At 65.5% G+C, this 13,578-nt stretch carries 13 protein-coding genes; 4 read left to right on the top strand and 9 right to left on the bottom strand.

The window, feature by feature from the left end:
* Window positions 1–101: 101 nt before the first annotated feature.
* From eutB to EJ070_RS16015, 7 genes are all read right to left on the bottom strand, one after another.
* Window positions 102–1,091, bottom strand: coding sequence for a hydroxyectoine utilization dehydratase EutB (eutB, locus tag EJ070_RS16050; protein ID WP_126092246.1), 990 nt, complete (start codon window positions 1,089–1,091; stop codon window positions 102–104).
* A gap of 183 nt (window positions 1,092–1,274) precedes the next feature.
* Entirely contained in the window at window positions 1,275–2,051 is a 777-nt protein-coding gene (eutA, locus tag EJ070_RS16040) for an ectoine utilization protein EutA (RefSeq protein WP_126095778.1), read from the bottom strand.
* A gap of 5 nt (window positions 2,052–2,056) precedes the next feature.
* Complete coding sequence (ehuD, locus tag EJ070_RS16035; protein WP_126092245.1) at window positions 2,057–2,716, bottom strand: ectoine/hydroxyectoine ABC transporter permease subunit EhuD; 660 nt, start codon at window positions 2,714–2,716, stop codon at window positions 2,057–2,059.
* Window positions 2,716–3,375 carry an ectoine/hydroxyectoine ABC transporter permease subunit EhuC gene (gene ehuC / locus EJ070_RS16030; RefSeq protein ID WP_126092244.1) on the bottom strand — a complete coding sequence of 220 codons (660 nt, stop codon included), beginning with the start codon at window positions 3,373–3,375 and terminating at the stop codon, window positions 2,716–2,718. The genes ehuD and ehuC overlap by 1 nt, the downstream gene beginning before the upstream one ends.
* A gap of 228 nt (window positions 3,376–3,603) precedes the next feature.
* Window positions 3,604–4,455, bottom strand: coding sequence for an ectoine/hydroxyectoine ABC transporter substrate-binding protein EhuB (ehuB, locus tag EJ070_RS16025; RefSeq protein ID WP_126092243.1), 852 nt, complete (start codon window positions 4,453–4,455; stop codon window positions 3,604–3,606).
* 107 nt (window positions 4,456–4,562) lie between these two features.
* Window positions 4,563–5,348: an ectoine/hydroxyectoine ABC transporter ATP-binding protein EhuA gene (gene ehuA, locus EJ070_RS16020; protein ID WP_126092242.1), complete on the bottom strand. Its 786-nt coding sequence runs from the start codon at window positions 5,346–5,348 to the stop codon at window positions 4,563–4,565.
* A gap of 136 nt (window positions 5,349–5,484) precedes the next feature.
* Window positions 5,485–6,870, bottom strand: coding sequence for a PLP-dependent aminotransferase family protein (locus tag EJ070_RS16015; RefSeq protein WP_126092241.1), 1,386 nt, complete (start codon window positions 6,868–6,870; stop codon window positions 5,485–5,487).
* Between the two features lie 83 nt (window positions 6,871–6,953).
* Between EJ070_RS16015 and EJ070_RS16010 the strand changes: the two genes are divergently transcribed.
* The 4 genes from EJ070_RS16010 to EJ070_RS15995 all read left to right on the top strand — a co-directional run bounded on the left by EJ070_RS16010 (window position 6,954) and on the right by EJ070_RS15995 (window position 11,889).
* Window positions 6,954–7,445, top strand: coding sequence for an Lrp/AsnC family transcriptional regulator (locus EJ070_RS16010; protein ID WP_126092240.1), 492 nt, complete (start codon window positions 6,954–6,956; stop codon window positions 7,443–7,445).
* A gap of 264 nt (window positions 7,446–7,709) precedes the next feature.
* Window positions 7,710–9,203, top strand: coding sequence for an NAD-dependent succinate-semialdehyde dehydrogenase (locus EJ070_RS16005; protein ID WP_126092239.1), 1,494 nt, complete (start codon window positions 7,710–7,712; stop codon window positions 9,201–9,203).
* A gap of 34 nt (window positions 9,204–9,237) precedes the next feature.
* Complete coding sequence (locus tag EJ070_RS16000) at window positions 9,238–10,617, top strand: aspartate aminotransferase family protein (protein ID WP_126092238.1); 1,380 nt, start codon at window positions 9,238–9,240, stop codon at window positions 10,615–10,617.
* Between the two features lie 168 nt (window positions 10,618–10,785).
* Window positions 10,786–11,889: an alcohol dehydrogenase family protein gene (locus EJ070_RS15995; RefSeq protein ID WP_126092237.1), complete on the top strand. Its 1,104-nt coding sequence runs from the start codon at window positions 10,786–10,788 to the stop codon at window positions 11,887–11,889.
* A gap of 9 nt (window positions 11,890–11,898) precedes the next feature.
* Here the strand turns inward: EJ070_RS15995 and EJ070_RS15990 are convergent, their stop codons facing one another.
* Complete coding sequence (locus EJ070_RS15990) at window positions 11,899–12,660, bottom strand: SDR family NAD(P)-dependent oxidoreductase (protein WP_126092236.1); 762 nt, start codon at window positions 12,658–12,660, stop codon at window positions 11,899–11,901.
* A 36-nt stretch (window positions 12,661–12,696) separates the two neighbouring features.
* Window positions 12,697–13,467, bottom strand: a complete 771-nt coding sequence (locus tag EJ070_RS15985) for an SDR family oxidoreductase (RefSeq protein ID WP_126092235.1) — start codon at window positions 13,465–13,467, stop codon at window positions 12,697–12,699.
* Window positions 13,468–13,578: the final 111 nt, after the last annotated feature.

The raw sequence follows: 13,578 nt of genomic DNA, 5'->3' as shown, positions 1-13,578 counted from the left end.
GTGATTGGCGAAAGCGATGGCGACATCCAATCTCCCCCCCTGCGGGGGAGATGTCCGGCAGGACAGAGGGGGGTGGGCGGGAACTAGACGCAGAAGAACTTTCATGCAGCGTGCTCCGTTATGAGTTCGCCGCAGACGATACGGCGATGCAGGCTCATGTCGATGTTGCGGCCGGAGAGGATGAGGACGGTCGGGCCTTTCGCCTTCACCTTTCCGGAAAGCAGCGCGCCGATGCCGACGGCGCCTGCGCCCTCGACGATCTCGCGCTCTTTCTCATAGGCATGGCGGATGCCGGCGGCGATCTCGTCCTCGGAAAGCAGGATGACATCGTCGAGCAGGCTGCGGCACATGGCAAAGGTCAGTTGGTTGTCGAGGCCGATGCCGCCGCCGAGCGAATCCGCCAGCGTCGGCAGTTCCTCGACCTGCACCGGCCGGCCGGCATCGAGGCTCGCCTTCATCGCCGCACCTCGCTCCATCGAGATGCCGAGAACTTTCGTGCTCGGGCTCACACCCTTGACGGCCGCCGCGACGCCCGCGGCCAATCCGCCGCCGGAGAGCGGTACAAGCACGCTTGCTGCGTCCGGGACCTGCTCCATGATCTCCAGCCCGAGCGTGCCCTGCCCGGCGATGATGTCGGGATGGTCGAACGGAGGCAGCATAATCAGCCCCTCCTTCGCGACCAGCCGGTCGACTTCCTGCTGGGCATCATCTTGGCTGTTGCCGACGATGCGGATATCCGCGCCCAGACGGCGGATGGCGTCGAGCTTGTTTTCGGGCACCAGTTTCGACATGCAGATCACTGCGCGCATGCCTTCGAGCCTGGCGGCATGCGCAAGCGCGCGGCCGTGATTGCCGGTCGACGCCGCGACGACGCCGCGCGATCTTTGCTGCGGGCTCAACGCGGCGATGGCGTTGGACGCGCCGCGCAGCTTGAACGCGCCGGTGGTCTGGTGATGCTCCAGCTTGAGGTGGACGGGATGGCCCGCGCGATCCGACAGGCTTTGCGACAAGACGGTTGGCGTCCGCTCAATCTTGTTGGCGATACGCTCGCGGGCGGTGCGTATGTCCGCGAGGGCGATGGCGCGCGTCATCGGGCGACCCCCTCTGGCCTGCCGGCCATCTCCCCCTCAAGGGGGGAGATCACCAGCTTCGACGCTGTCTCTCTTCTTGCAACGTCGATGATTGGCGAAAGCGTAACAGCAGCCAATCCCCCCCCTTGAGGGGGAGATGGCCGGCAGGCCAGAGGGGGTCGCTCTTGTAAGCAGGACATAATTTTACTGTCCAAGCGGCTTCGTCATCAGCCGGCCGAACTCCGGCCGTGGTGTGTCGTCGCCGCAGAGTCGCAGGCAATTCCAGGCGCTGGCCTGGTTACTGGTGACGACCGGGCGGCCGATCGCCTCCTCCATGCCTGGAACGGCAAGCGCCGCGCGTAGCGCCGTGCACGAAACGAACAGCGCATCGGCCCGTGCATGGGTGACTTTGCGCGCCAGATCAACGAGAGCGCCCGGCTTGATGCGCGCCATCTCGCGGTCGTCCTCGAAGCCGAGACAGGTGAAGCTCTCGATGTCGAAGCCGTGCGCGGCGAAATAGGTCGCCATCGGCCGGCTGGTCTCGATGGTGTAAGGGGTCAGAATGCTGATGCGCTTCACCCCGAAGGCATTCAGGCCGCGCACGCCGGCCATGGGTGGCGTGACCACGGGAACGTTCGGTTTGGCCGCCTGGATCGCGGCTTCGATCTCGGCGTCGCCGATCACCACGGAGGCCGAGGTGCAGGAGTAGCAGACGGCGTCGAGTGGCTCGTCCGGCAGGATGAGCGCCGCGCCCGCCGAAAGCTGCGGCTGCATCTTGCGCAAATTCCCCGGCGTCGTCGGATTGGCATAGGGAATGCGCGCGACATAGACGCCGATCCGCTCGCTCGCCACCATGCGGCGGAAGTCGATCTCGCTGGTATGGTCGGTGGCAAGGGCGATCAGGCCGACGCGTTTTTCCAGCGGACGCGCATCGAGGGCGGGCCGGCTCGGCGCCAGCCGGATTTCGGGCAACGGTTTCATGACTTTCATCTTTCGATCCTGCCGTAGCGGTGCTCCAGCCAGCGCAAGAGTACGACGGAGCAGATGCTGATGACGAGGAAGAAGGCGCCAACCAGCGTCATCGGTTCGATGTAGCGATAGTAGCTGTTGGCGACGCTCTTGGCCTGGTTCATCAGCTCGAGCACAGTGATCGCCGAAAGCAGCGGCGTCTCCTTGAACATGGCGATGAAATAGTTGGCCAGGGCCGGGATCATCGGCGGGATCGCCTGCGGCAGGATGACATGCGTCCAGGTGTGGTGGCCGCTCAGATTGCAGGCCTTGGCGGCCTCCCACTGGCCGCGCGGCACATTGTCGATGCCGGCGCGATAGACCTCGGCGGTATAGGTGCCGTAGTGCAGACCGAGCCCGATGACGCCCGCCACCAGCGGCGGCAAGAGGATGCCGATGTCGGGCAGCACGTAGAAGATGAAGTAAAGCTGCACCAGGAGCGGCGTGCCGCGGATGAATTCGGCGAACCAGCCGACGCTGCGCGACACCGCCCGGTTCGGCGAGCGCCGCGCCAGCGCTATCGCCAGGCCGACGATCGCCGCCAGGACCGAGCCGAGCACCGTCGCCAGGATCGTGATCTTCACGCCCTGGATCAGCGTCGGCATGATCTCCCGGACAAAATTCCAATCCCATTCCATCAGACACGCACTCCGTCGAGGCCGCGCGCCATGCGGCGCTCCAGCGAGCGCACGCCCCAGGAGATGATCAGCGCAAGCACGAAATAGATGACGAGGACGGAAACGAAAGGCATCAGCGTGCTGCCAGTCTGCGAGCGCACCACCTGCGCCTGGAAGGTGAGGTCGGCGAGCGAGATCAGCGACACGACCGACGTCGCCTTGAGCAGTTCGATCGCGTTGTTGCCGAAGGTCGGCAGCATGATGAGCAGCGCCTGCGGCAGGATGACGTGGCGCATGCCTTGCCAACGGCCGAGATTGAGCGCCGTGCAGGCCTCGTACTGCTCGCGGCCGATCGACAGGATGGCGCCGCGCACCACTTCCGCCGCATAGGCGCCGACATTCAAGCCCAGCGCCAGCACGCCAGCCTGCAAGGGCGTCAGCGACAAGCCGGCGAAGGGCAGCACGAAATAGGCCCAGAACAGTTGCACGAAGATCGAGGTGCCGCGGAAGAACTCGATGTAGACCGTGGCCAAGGCGCGCACGATGAAGAAACGCGACACGCGGCCCATGCCGGCGAGGAAGGCCATGACGAGCGCGAGCACCGATCCCATCAGCGTCAGCTCGATGGTGACAAGCGCTCCCTGCAATATCAGGTCGAGATAGCCGGACCACTGGGTCATTGGGTTTCAAAATTCCAATCGTTTGCTGTTATGCGAGACAGCCGCGACAGCCTCTTCTCCCCGTTCACGGGGAGAAGAGGCTGTCCACCCTCCGAAGCTGCAGCGTAGCTGCTGCGAAGGGCGGGCAGGCAGATGAGGGCAGCGCGAACGCTGAAATGCTGGCGCCGCCCCTCATCCGGCCCTTCGGGCCACCTTCTCCCCGTGAACGGGGAGAAGGAAAAGTCGCGCCTACTTCGCCGCGCAGAGCTTCTCGCGCGTCGTCGACATCGCCGCCTTGGCCGAGAAGCCGTAGGGCTCGATGATCTTGGCGAACTCGCCGGACTTCTTCATCTTGGCGAGCTCGACGTCATAGGCATCGCGCAGCGCCTCGTCGCCCTTCTTGAAGGCGGCGCCGTCGCAATAGACCGGCGCGCCCTGCACCGGCGCGATCACTTCGAGGTTCGGATCGTTGGCCTTCTTGATCAGGTCGTTGATCGACAGGACGGGGAGCGAATAGGCGTCGATGCGGCCGTCCTGCACCATCTTCAGGCCGCTCTGGCCGTCCGGCACGACGATGACGCGGTCGCGCGGCACGCCGGCGGTGAGCGCCAGCTTCTCCTCGGTGCCGCCGCCAGGTGCGCCGACGGTGGCGGACGTGTCCTTGGCGATGTCCTCATAGCTCTTGAAGCCCTTCGGATTACCCTTCTTCACCAGCATCGCCTCGGCATCGCAAAGCACCGGCTCGGAATAGGCGACTGCCGCGCAGCGCTCCGGCTTCATGAACAGACCGGCGGTGACGACGTCGAAGCGCCCGGCCTGCAGGCCGGGGATCATGGCGCCATATTCGGAGATGGAGGCAACGATATCGTTGACGCCGAGGCGCTTGAAAATCTCGCGCGCCACGTCGGGCGCGGCGCCCGAGACCTTGCCGTCGGCGGCCACCGCCGTGTAGGGCGGCTCATTGGCGATGGCGACGCGGGCGAAGCCTTGCCCCTTGAGCTCCTCCAGCTTGGCGTCGTCGGCCGAACGCGCACCAGAGGCGACCAGCACCGCGGCCACTGCGAGGCCGGCGACGCCAGCCAGAATGCCAAGTTTCTTCATCGTTCCCAACTCCTTATCTCTCTTCTTGGTTTGCTCGGTTCGGGACAGCGTTCTCGCCGCCCGTTTCTGGTCTTCGGGACGGCTTCACCGCCCCTGGGGCATTGCGGTCAGACGCGGTGTCCGGCCGCGATGATCTTCTTCAGGAAGCCCTGCGTGCGTTCCTGCTTGGGATGGCGGAAAATCTCGTCGGGCTTGCCTTCCTCGACGATCCTGCCGCGGTCGAAGAACAGCACCCGGTCGGCGAAGTCGTGGGCGAAGCCCATCTCGTGGGTGACCAAAAGCATCGTCATGTCGGTCTCGGCGGCGAGCTTGCGCATAACGTTGAGCACCTCCTCGACCAGTTCGGGATCGAGCGCCGAGGTGACCTCGTCGAACAGCATGATCTTGGGCGACAGCGCCAGCGCCCTGGCGATCGCGACGCGCTGCTTCTGGCCGCCGGAAAGCTGCGCCGGCATCGCCTTGGCCTTGTCGGCCAGGCCGACCATGTCGAGCAGTTCCATCGCCCGCTTTTCGGCGGCGACGCGCGCGACGCCCTTGGTCAGCATCGGCGCCAGCGTCACGTTGTCTATGACGCATTTGTGCGGGAACAGATTGAAGAGCTGGAAGACCATGCCGATCTTCTGGCGCATCTTGGCCAGGTGCCGCTCGTCGGCCGGCAGCAGCTGCCCGTTGCGCTCCATGTGATAGAGCTGCTCGCCGTCGATCTGGATGTGGCCGCCGTCGATCTTCTCCAGCGTCATCAGGATGCGCAGGATCGTCGTCTTGCCCGATCCGGACGGACCGATCAGCGCCAGCTTCTCGCCCGGCATGACCTGCATCGACAGGCCGTCCAGCACCTTGAAGGTACCGAAGCTCTTCGAAATGGCGTCGACCTTGATAATGGGCGCGGGCAACAGATTTCCCCGTTCTGGAGCAGCCTATGCCCTTAACGATGCGAAACACTCCAAATCATGTCAATTAGGAAAATAATATCATGACAATATTTCGGGCGTCGCACAATTTCAGGGCAATCTGCGCTCCGCTTATGCATCAGATGGCGAGCAGGAGATGCTCCGGATCGCCGAGCAGGAGCTTGGCGACAACGCTCAAGCCCGCGCGCAGTTCCCCCTCGGTGGTCGATCCGAGCGAGATACGCACGGCCGGATGCCAGGGCGTGTCGGCGATGCGGAAAGACGTGCCCGGCGCGATCGCCACGCCACGCAGGCGCGCCTGCGCGACAAAGCTCTCCTCGGCCCGGTCGCCGGGCAGCTCCAGCCAAAGATGCAGCCCGTCGCGATGGCTGCGATAATCGACGCCCGAGAGCACTTCCGCCGCGATCTCCTGCCGTCGCCTGAGCGCCCCGCGCTGCCACTTGACCAGCTCCATCGCCGTGCCGTCGCTCACCCAGCGCGTCGCAATCTCCGCCACCATCGGCGTCGCCATCCAGTTCGAGACGAGGTGGCGGTTGGCGACGGCAGCGACGTAGCGGTCCGGCACGGCGAGATAACCGATGCGCAAACCCGGCACGACGATCTTGGTGAATGAGGTGACGTAGAGCGTTCGCTCGGGCGCGAAAGCAGCGACAGCGGGAGGCCGGCCTTCGACCAGAGGCCCAAGCACATCGTTTTCGATGATGGCGATATCGTGCTTGCGCGCGACGGCCGCGATCTGCTCGCGGCGGGCGGCGTCCATCAAGGTGGCCGTCGGGTTGATGACCGAAGGCTGGACGAAGACGGCGCGGATGTCCGACAGACGGCAGGCCTCGTCGAGCGCCTCGGGAATGAGCCCATTGCCGTCGATCGGCAGGCCTTCGAGGTTGAAGCCGAGATAGCGGGCAAGCGGCACCAGCGTGTGGTGGCCGATCGCCTCGGTGGCGACGGTCGAGCCGGGTGGCGCCACACTCATCAGCGCCACCGTCATGCCGGCCGTGGCGCCATTGGTGAGGCAGATATTCTGCGGCGACGCTTCGAGGCCGCAGAGCTTCAGCCACTCGACGGCCACCGCGCGATGGCGCGGGAACACCATGTTCGGCCGGAACGACAGCGCCGAGCTCGACGGCAGGTTCTCGGAGAGCCACCCCAGTGCCTGCTTCAGCTTCTCCAGATGCATCGGCTCGCAGACCGGCTTCAGGATGGAAAGATCGATGACCTCGCCCAACCGTTCTGGGAGGTAGGGCGGATCCGGCTCGCGGCGCTGCGTCTGCACGAAGCTGCCGCGTCCGATCTCGCCGGAGATCAGGCCGCGGCGAATCAGCTCCTCATAGGCGCGGCTGACGGTCTGCACGGAAAGTTTCAGGTCATCCGCAAGGCGTCGGTGCGTCGGCAGCCGAGCGCCATTGGCGAGCCGCCCGTCATGGATCGCGCGCGCGAACTGGTCGGCCAGCGAAAGGTAGGCCGGCCGGCGGATGAGAGCGGGATCTGGCTGCCATAATGTCATGACTTATTAGAGATCGAAATCAGTGCAATTGACAATCGAAATAATGCATCGTCATGGTGTCTTGGACAGAAAACGGAGCCGGCATGGCGGCAGCGAAACTCGACCCGATCGACCTCAAGATCCTGGACGCCATCCAGCGCGACGGGCGCATCACCAAGCTGGCGCTGGCCGAGAAGGTCGGCCTCTCGCCGACGCCCTGCTGGATGCGGCTGCGCAAGCTGGAGAAGGCCGGCATCGTTTCCGGCTATCACGCCTCGATCGCCATGCGCGCGATCGCGCCAGTGGCGACGGTGCTGATGGAAGTGACGCTTGCGAGCCACCGCCAAGCCGATTTCGACCGTTTCGAGCGGGTCATCCGCGACATCCCCGAGATCGTCGCCTGCTGGTCGGTCGGCGGCGGCGTCGATTATGTGCTGAAAGTGATGGCGCGCGACATCGACGCCTATCAACGACTCGTCGACGCTCTGCTGGAACGCGAGATCGGCATCGACCGTTACTTCACCTACATCGTCACCAAGACGGTGAAGGAGGAGACGGTGTTGCCGGTCGCCGACCTGCTGCCGGGGCAAGCGTGAGCCCCCTATCCGGCCGCTACGCGGCGACCTCCTCTCCCCTCGGAGAGAGGTCGGATTGCCCCCAGTTGCCCTTCGCAATTCGGTCGGCAATCCGGGTGAGGGGGACTCCGCCTCAGTTGCAGCGTACGTCTGAGGCTAGGAGAGAGATCGTCCTGCCCTGCCTCCGAATAGAGACAATCTCTCTACAAGCGGCTGCCGAAACAGCCTCTCTGTCTCAGTCGCGCGGCTAGTCTCTCCACATCGCATAGGCACCGGGAGATATCGATGTCAGCGCATTTTGCACGCCCGCACCGCCACGAAGCACTGGACCGCCTGACCGATCGCCGTCTGCTGCGCGATCTCGGCTATGTCGGCGGCCACTGGACGGCTGGCCATTCGGCCGCGAGCTTCGAGGTCACCGATCCCGCCACCGGTTCCACCGTGGCCTTCGTCGCCGCGCTCGATGCCGGTCAGACGATCGACGCGATCGACGCGGCGTCCCGCGCCCTGCCCGCCTGGCGCTCTGCCCTGCCGCAGGAGCGCTCCAGGATTTTGCGAAAATGGTTCGAGCTGATGATCGCCGCCAAGGACGACCTTGCGCTGCTGATGACGTTGGAACAGGGCAAGCCGCTCAAGGAATCGCTTGGCGAGATCGACTACGCCGCCTCCTTTGTCGAGTGGTATGCCGAGGAAGCGAAACGCCTCAATGCCGAAAGCGTCAGCAGCCATCTGCCCAACGCCGAGATGACGGTGCGCCGCGAGCCGCTCGGCGTGGTCGGTGTCGTCACCCCATGGAACTTTCCGTCGGCCATGCTCACCCGCAAGGCCGCGGCGGCGCTTGCCGCCGGCTGCACCGTGGTGGCGCATCCGTCCTCCGAGACGCCGCTGTCGGCGCTGGCATTAGCCGAACTTGGCGAGCGCGCCGGACTGCCGGCCGGCGTCTTCAATGTCGTCACCGGCGATGCCCGCACGATCGTCGGCGCGATGTGCGCCGATGCCAGGGTTCGCGCCATGAGCTTCACCGGCTCGACCGAAGTCGGCAGGCTGATCGCCGCGCAGAGCGCGCCGACCATGAAGCGGCTGGTGATGGAGCTCGGCGGCCACGCGCCGCTGATCGTCTTCGACGACGCCGATATCGACAAGGCGGTGACGATCGCGATCGACGCGAAATTCGCCACCTCCGGCCAGGATTGCCTGGCCGCCAACCGCGTCTATGTGCAGCACCAAATCTACGACCGCTTCTGCGCCGCCTTCGCCCGTCGCATCGAGCGTCTGCGCACCGGCAACGGGCTTTCCGCCGATGCCGATATCGGGCCGCTGATGCATGAGCGCGCCGTCAAGAAGGTGGAGGAGCAGGTCGCCGACGCGCTGGCTCGCGGCGCGCGCTGCCTGTCCGGCGGCAAGCGCCATGCGGCCGGGCCGCTGTTCTACCAGCCGACACTGCTCGTCGATTTGCCGGACGACGCGCTGATCATGCATGAGGAAACCTTCGGTCCTGTCGCCGCCGTGACGCCGTTCGACGACGAAGCCGAGGTTGTCGCCCGCGCCAATGCCACCGAATATGGCCTCGTCGCCTATGTCGTGACCGAGAACGGCGCGCGGCAGGCGCGCATGGGTCGCGCGCTGGAATACGGCATGGTCGCGATCAATCGGGTCAAGATCACCGGCGCGCCGATCCCGTTCGGCGGCGTCAAACAGTCCGGCATCGGCCGCGAAGGCTCGCGCCACGGCCTCGAGGCCTTCACCGATCTGAAATACCTTTGCCTGGACGTCGCCTAAGCGCGCCCTACAGGAACCCAACAAGGAGAAAAACATGCTCGAACGGTCCAACGAACTCGCCGCCTGGGATCGCGACCACTTCTTCCATCCCTCGACGCATATGGGCACGCATGCGCGCGGTGAATCGCCGGCACGCATCATGGCCGGCGGCGAAGGCGTCACCGTCTGGGACGACACCGGCAGGAAGAGCATCGACGCCTTCGCCGGCCTCTATTGCGTCAATGTCGGCTATGGCCGCCAGAAGATCGCCGATGCGATCGCCACCCAGGCGAAGAACCTCGCCTACTACCACGCCTATGTCGGCCACGGCACCGAGGCGTCGATCACGCTCGCCAAGATGATCATCGACCGCGCGCCGAAGGGCATGTCGAGGGTCTATTTCGGCCTCTCCGGCTCCGACGCCAACGAGACCAACATCAAGCTGATCTGGTACTACAACAACGTCCTGGGACGGCCGGAGAAGAAGAAGATCATCTCGCGCTGGCGCGGCTATCACGGCTCGGGCGTGATGACGGGTTCGCTGACCGGGCTCGAACTGTTCCACAACGCCTTCGACCTGCCGCGCGCGCCGATCATGCACACCGAGGCGCCCTACTATTTCCGCCGTGCCGACCGCTCGATGAGCGAGGAGCAGTTCTCGCAATATTGCGCCGACAAGCTCGAGGAAATGATCCTCGCCGAAGGCCCGGATACGGTGGCGGCCTTCATCGGCGAGCCGATCCTCGGCACCGGCGGCATCGTGCCGCCGCCGGCCGGCTATTGGGCAAAGATCCAGGCCGTGCTGAACAAGTACGACGTGCTGCTCGTCGCCGATGAGGTGGTGACCGGCTTCGGCCGTCTCGGCACGATGTTCGGCTCCGACCACTACGGCATCAAGCCCGACCTGATCACCATCGCCAAGGGCCTGACCTCCGCCTACGCGCCGCTTTCCGGCGTCATCGTCTCCGACAAGGTCTGGCAGGTGCTGGTCAAGGGCTCCGACAAGCTGGGTTCCCTCGGCCATGGCTGGACTTATTCTGCGCACCCGATCTGCGTTGCCGCGGGCGTCGCCAATCTCGAGCTGATCGACGAGATGGACCTGGTGAGGAACGCCGGCGAGACCGGCGCCTATTTCCGTACCGAGCTCGCCAAGGCCGTCGGCGGCCACAGGCATGTCGGCGAGGTTCGCGGCGACGGCATGCTGGCGGCGGTCGAGTTCGTGAAGGACCGCGACGACCGCGTCTTCTTCGATCCGGCGCTGAAGGTCGGTCCGCAGATCGCCACGGCGCTGGCAGCCAGCGGCGTCATCGGCCGCGCCATGCCGCAGGGCGACATCCTCGGCTTCGCGCCGCCGCTCTGCCTGACGCGCGAGGAGGCCGACATTGTGGTGGCGAAGACCGCCGACGCCGTGAACAGCGTGCTCTCGGCTCTCTGATTTTCGACCCTTGGCGCTGCCCCTCATCCGCCTGCCGGCACCTTCTCCCCGTGAAAGACGGGGAGAAGGGACAAGCTCCAGCGCTGGCGATCCGCCTCTCCCCGTTCTTCACGGGGAGAGGGTATGGGTGAGGGGCAGCGCTGACCTGCACAGTTGGAAGTAACATCCATGAAGTCCCATCCCACCATTCCAGCAACCATGGCCGCCGTGCAGCTCACCGGCCATGGCGGCATGGAGAAGCTCGTCTACCGCACCGACGTGAAGGTGCCCTCGCCGGCTGCCGGCGAGGTGCTGGTCAAGGTCAGTGCCTGCGGCATGAACAACACCGACGTCTGGGTCCGCCAGGGCGCCTATGGCACCGAGGAAGATGCGGCCGCGGTGTCGACCTGGCGCCGGCAGGGCAACACGCTGACCTTCCCGCGCATCCAGGGCACCGACACGGTTGGAACGATCGTCGCTGTCGGTGACGGTGTGTCCGCCGAGCGCATCGGCGAGCGGGTGATGGTCGACTTCTCCATCTACAACCGCGACGACGATTCGCTGGCCGACATCGACTATATGGGCCATGGCCGCGACGGCGGTTATGCCGAATACCAGGCGCTGCCGGCCGAGAACGCGCATGTCGTCGACACCGACTTGAGCGATGTCGAGCTGGCCACCTTCTGCTGTGCTTATCTCACCGGCGAGCAGATGCTGGAGCGCGCGGGCTTGAGAGCCGGCGAGCGCGTGCTGGTCACGGGCGCCTCCGGCGGCGTCGGCTCCGGCATTGTCCAGTTGGCACGGGCGCGCGGCGCCATTCCCTATGCCATCGCCGGCAAGGGCAAGGAGCAGGCCGTGCTCGACATCGGCGCCGAAAAGGTGATCACGCGCGGCGTGGCCGACCTGCCGGCCGCCGTCAACGAGGCGACCGGCGGCCAGCCCATCGACGTGGTCGCCGATCTTGTCGGCGGCGCCATCTTCAACGATCTGTTGCGCATTCTCAGACCCGAAGGCCGCTACACCACCGCCGGCGCCATCGCGGGACCGGTGGTGCAGCTCGATCTACGCACCATGTATCTGAAGCAGTTGCAGCTTCACGGCTCGAGCCAGGGCACGCGGGCGGATTTCCGCCGCATCGTCCGCTACATCGAGGAAAAGAAGATCAAGCCGCTGGTCGGCGGCGTTTACAAACTGTCGGACTTCCACCGCGCCCAGACAGACTTCATGGCCAAGGACTTCGTCGGCAAGCTGGTGGTGGTGCCGGACGCAGTGGCGGATACGGCCGAGGGCTGACCTTCGTGGTCAGCCCTTGCGCTCCTGCAGGATGTTGCCGCCATCCACGACGAGAACCGCGCCGTTGACGTAGCTTGCCCCGTCTGAGGCCAGGAACAGGACCGCGGCGGCGACTTCTTGCGGTGTGCCGGCGCGTCCAAGCGGCGTTTGTTGCGCGGCGACGAGCTCTTCCGGCGTCGAGGCGCCGGTGGCGATCCAGCCCGGCGCCACGGCGTTGACGGTGACGCCGCTGCGGCCGACCTCCAGCGCAAGCGCGTGGGTGAGGCCGACCATGCCCGCCTTGGCGGCCGAGTAGGCGGCATCGCCTTCATTGGAGACGTAAGGTCCGGTGACCGAGGCCATGTTGACCACGCGTCCATGGCGGCGCTGAACCATGCCGGCCAGGAATCCGCGCGTGCTAAGAAACGCGGTCTTCAAGCTGACATCGATGCCCCGGTCCCAGTCGCTTTCGCTGAGGTCGAGAAATCGCCGCTGCAGCGCCGGCTGGGCCACCGTGCCCATCCCGGCATTGTTGACGAGGATATCGACCTCGCAGACCTCCGAGCATAGCCGCTCGACATTCGCCGCGCGCGTCAGGTCGGCCACGACCGCACGAACGTCGAGCCCGTCGGCCCGCAGCTCCTCGGCGCGTTGCTCGACACGTTGCGACGAAGCGGTGATCGCGACGGCAAGCCCGGCTTCGCCAAGAGCGCGCGCGACGGCGACGCCGATGCCGTCGGCGGCGCCCGCGCCGGTCACCAGCGCCGTGCGGGATTTGCGAAACACGACCATGAACCCTCCAGGCGACGAAGCCGATGCCCCTGCCACTCAGTATCCGGCGCTGACGCCGAAATCGATCGGAAGCACCGCTCCGGTGATCGGCGCCGCGCCAGGCTGGCAAAGATAGTGGATGAAGGAAGCGATCTCTTCCACGGTGATGAAGCGAGCTCTTTCCCATTGCGGGTAGTGCCCCAGAAGCTTCCGCTTGTAACCGTCCGGGTCATTTCCGCCATAGGTCCTCGCCTGATACTCGATCATCGGCGTCGCCGTGTCGCCGGGACAGACGGCGTTGACCCTGATGCCGTGCGGGGCAAGTTCCAGCGCGAGAGCCTTGGTCAAAAGCACCAGCCCGCCCTTGGAGGCGCAATAGACCGCCGCGCCGTTATTGCCGACGATGCCGGCGTCGGACGCAATGTTGATGACGACGCCTTGCGCCGCCGACAGATGCGGAATGGCGGCCGAGATCAGGAAGAACGCGCCCTTGAGGTTGACGTCCAGCACCAAGTCCCATTGCGCTTCCTGGACGTCGCTGGCCGGCCCCTCCAGCCAGACGCCAGCGGCGTTCACGAGAATGTCCAGGCCACCTCCCCACTCACGGGCTTTGTCCACCGCTTCGCGGCAGGCAGCAACGGAGCGGATGTCGAGCGGCAAGCCGATCGCTTTCGCGCCTGTCGCGGTAATCCTTGCCACGGCCTCGTCGAGTTTGAGGCCAGGAAGGTCGGCGAGCGCGATCCGCTCGCCGTCTGCCGCGAGGCGAAGTCCGGTCGCGAAACCCATCCCTCCGGCGCCGCCCGCGATCAGGACCGTCCTGCCAGCCATTCGATAACCTCCACGAAACGCCGCCGCGAGCACATGCCAACCATGTCCGGAAGTCATGCCGCATGCACCACGCCGGACAAACAATGATCCCAACAGGCAATGATCCCAACA

The sequence above is a fragment of the Mesorhizobium sp. M1E.F.Ca.ET.045.02.1.1 genome (genome assembly GCF_003952485.1).
GTDB lineage: Bacteria > Pseudomonadota > Alphaproteobacteria > Rhizobiales > Rhizobiaceae > Mesorhizobium.
This window is presented reverse-complemented; position numbering and strand designations above follow the sequence as displayed.

What these genes read in the sequence shown, in the direction of transcription:
- EJ070_RS15985 (WP_126092235.1), bottom strand. Translation starts at nt 13,467, where the DNA reads ATGGCTGGCAGGACGGTCCTGATCGCGGGCGGCGCCGGAGGGATGGGT.
- eutB (WP_126092246.1), bottom strand. Translation starts at nt 1,091, where the DNA reads ATGACGCGCGCCATCGCCCTCGCGGACATACGCACCGCCCGCGAGCGT.
- EJ070_RS15990 (WP_126092236.1), bottom strand. Translation starts at nt 12,660, where the DNA reads ATGGTCGTGTTTCGCAAATCCCGCACGGCGCTGGTGACCGGCGCGGGC.
- EJ070_RS15995 (WP_126092237.1), top strand. Translation starts at nt 10,786, where the DNA reads ATGAAGTCCCATCCCACCATTCCAGCAACCATGGCCGCCGTGCAGCTC.
- ehuC (WP_126092244.1), bottom strand. Translation starts at nt 3,375, where the DNA reads ATGACCCAGTGGTCCGGCTATCTCGACCTGATATTGCAGGGAGCGCTT.
- EJ070_RS16005 (WP_126092239.1), top strand. Translation starts at nt 7,710, where the DNA reads ATGTCAGCGCATTTTGCACGCCCGCACCGCCACGAAGCACTGGACCGC.
- ehuB (WP_126092243.1), bottom strand. Translation starts at nt 4,455, where the DNA reads ATGAAGAAACTTGGCATTCTGGCTGGCGTCGCCGGCCTCGCAGTGGCC.
- ehuD (WP_126092245.1), bottom strand. Translation starts at nt 2,716, where the DNA reads ATGGAATGGGATTGGAATTTTGTCCGGGAGATCATGCCGACGCTGATC.
- EJ070_RS16000 (WP_126092238.1), top strand. Translation starts at nt 9,238, where the DNA reads ATGCTCGAACGGTCCAACGAACTCGCCGCCTGGGATCGCGACCACTTC.
- EJ070_RS16010 (WP_126092240.1), top strand. Translation starts at nt 6,954, where the DNA reads ATGGCGGCAGCGAAACTCGACCCGATCGACCTCAAGATCCTGGACGCC.
- EJ070_RS16015 (WP_126092241.1), bottom strand. Translation starts at nt 6,870, where the DNA reads ATGACATTATGGCAGCCAGATCCCGCTCTCATCCGCCGGCCGGCCTAC.
- eutA (WP_126095778.1), bottom strand. Translation starts at nt 2,051, where the DNA reads ATGAAACCGTTGCCCGAAATCCGGCTGGCGCCGAGCCGGCCCGCCCTC.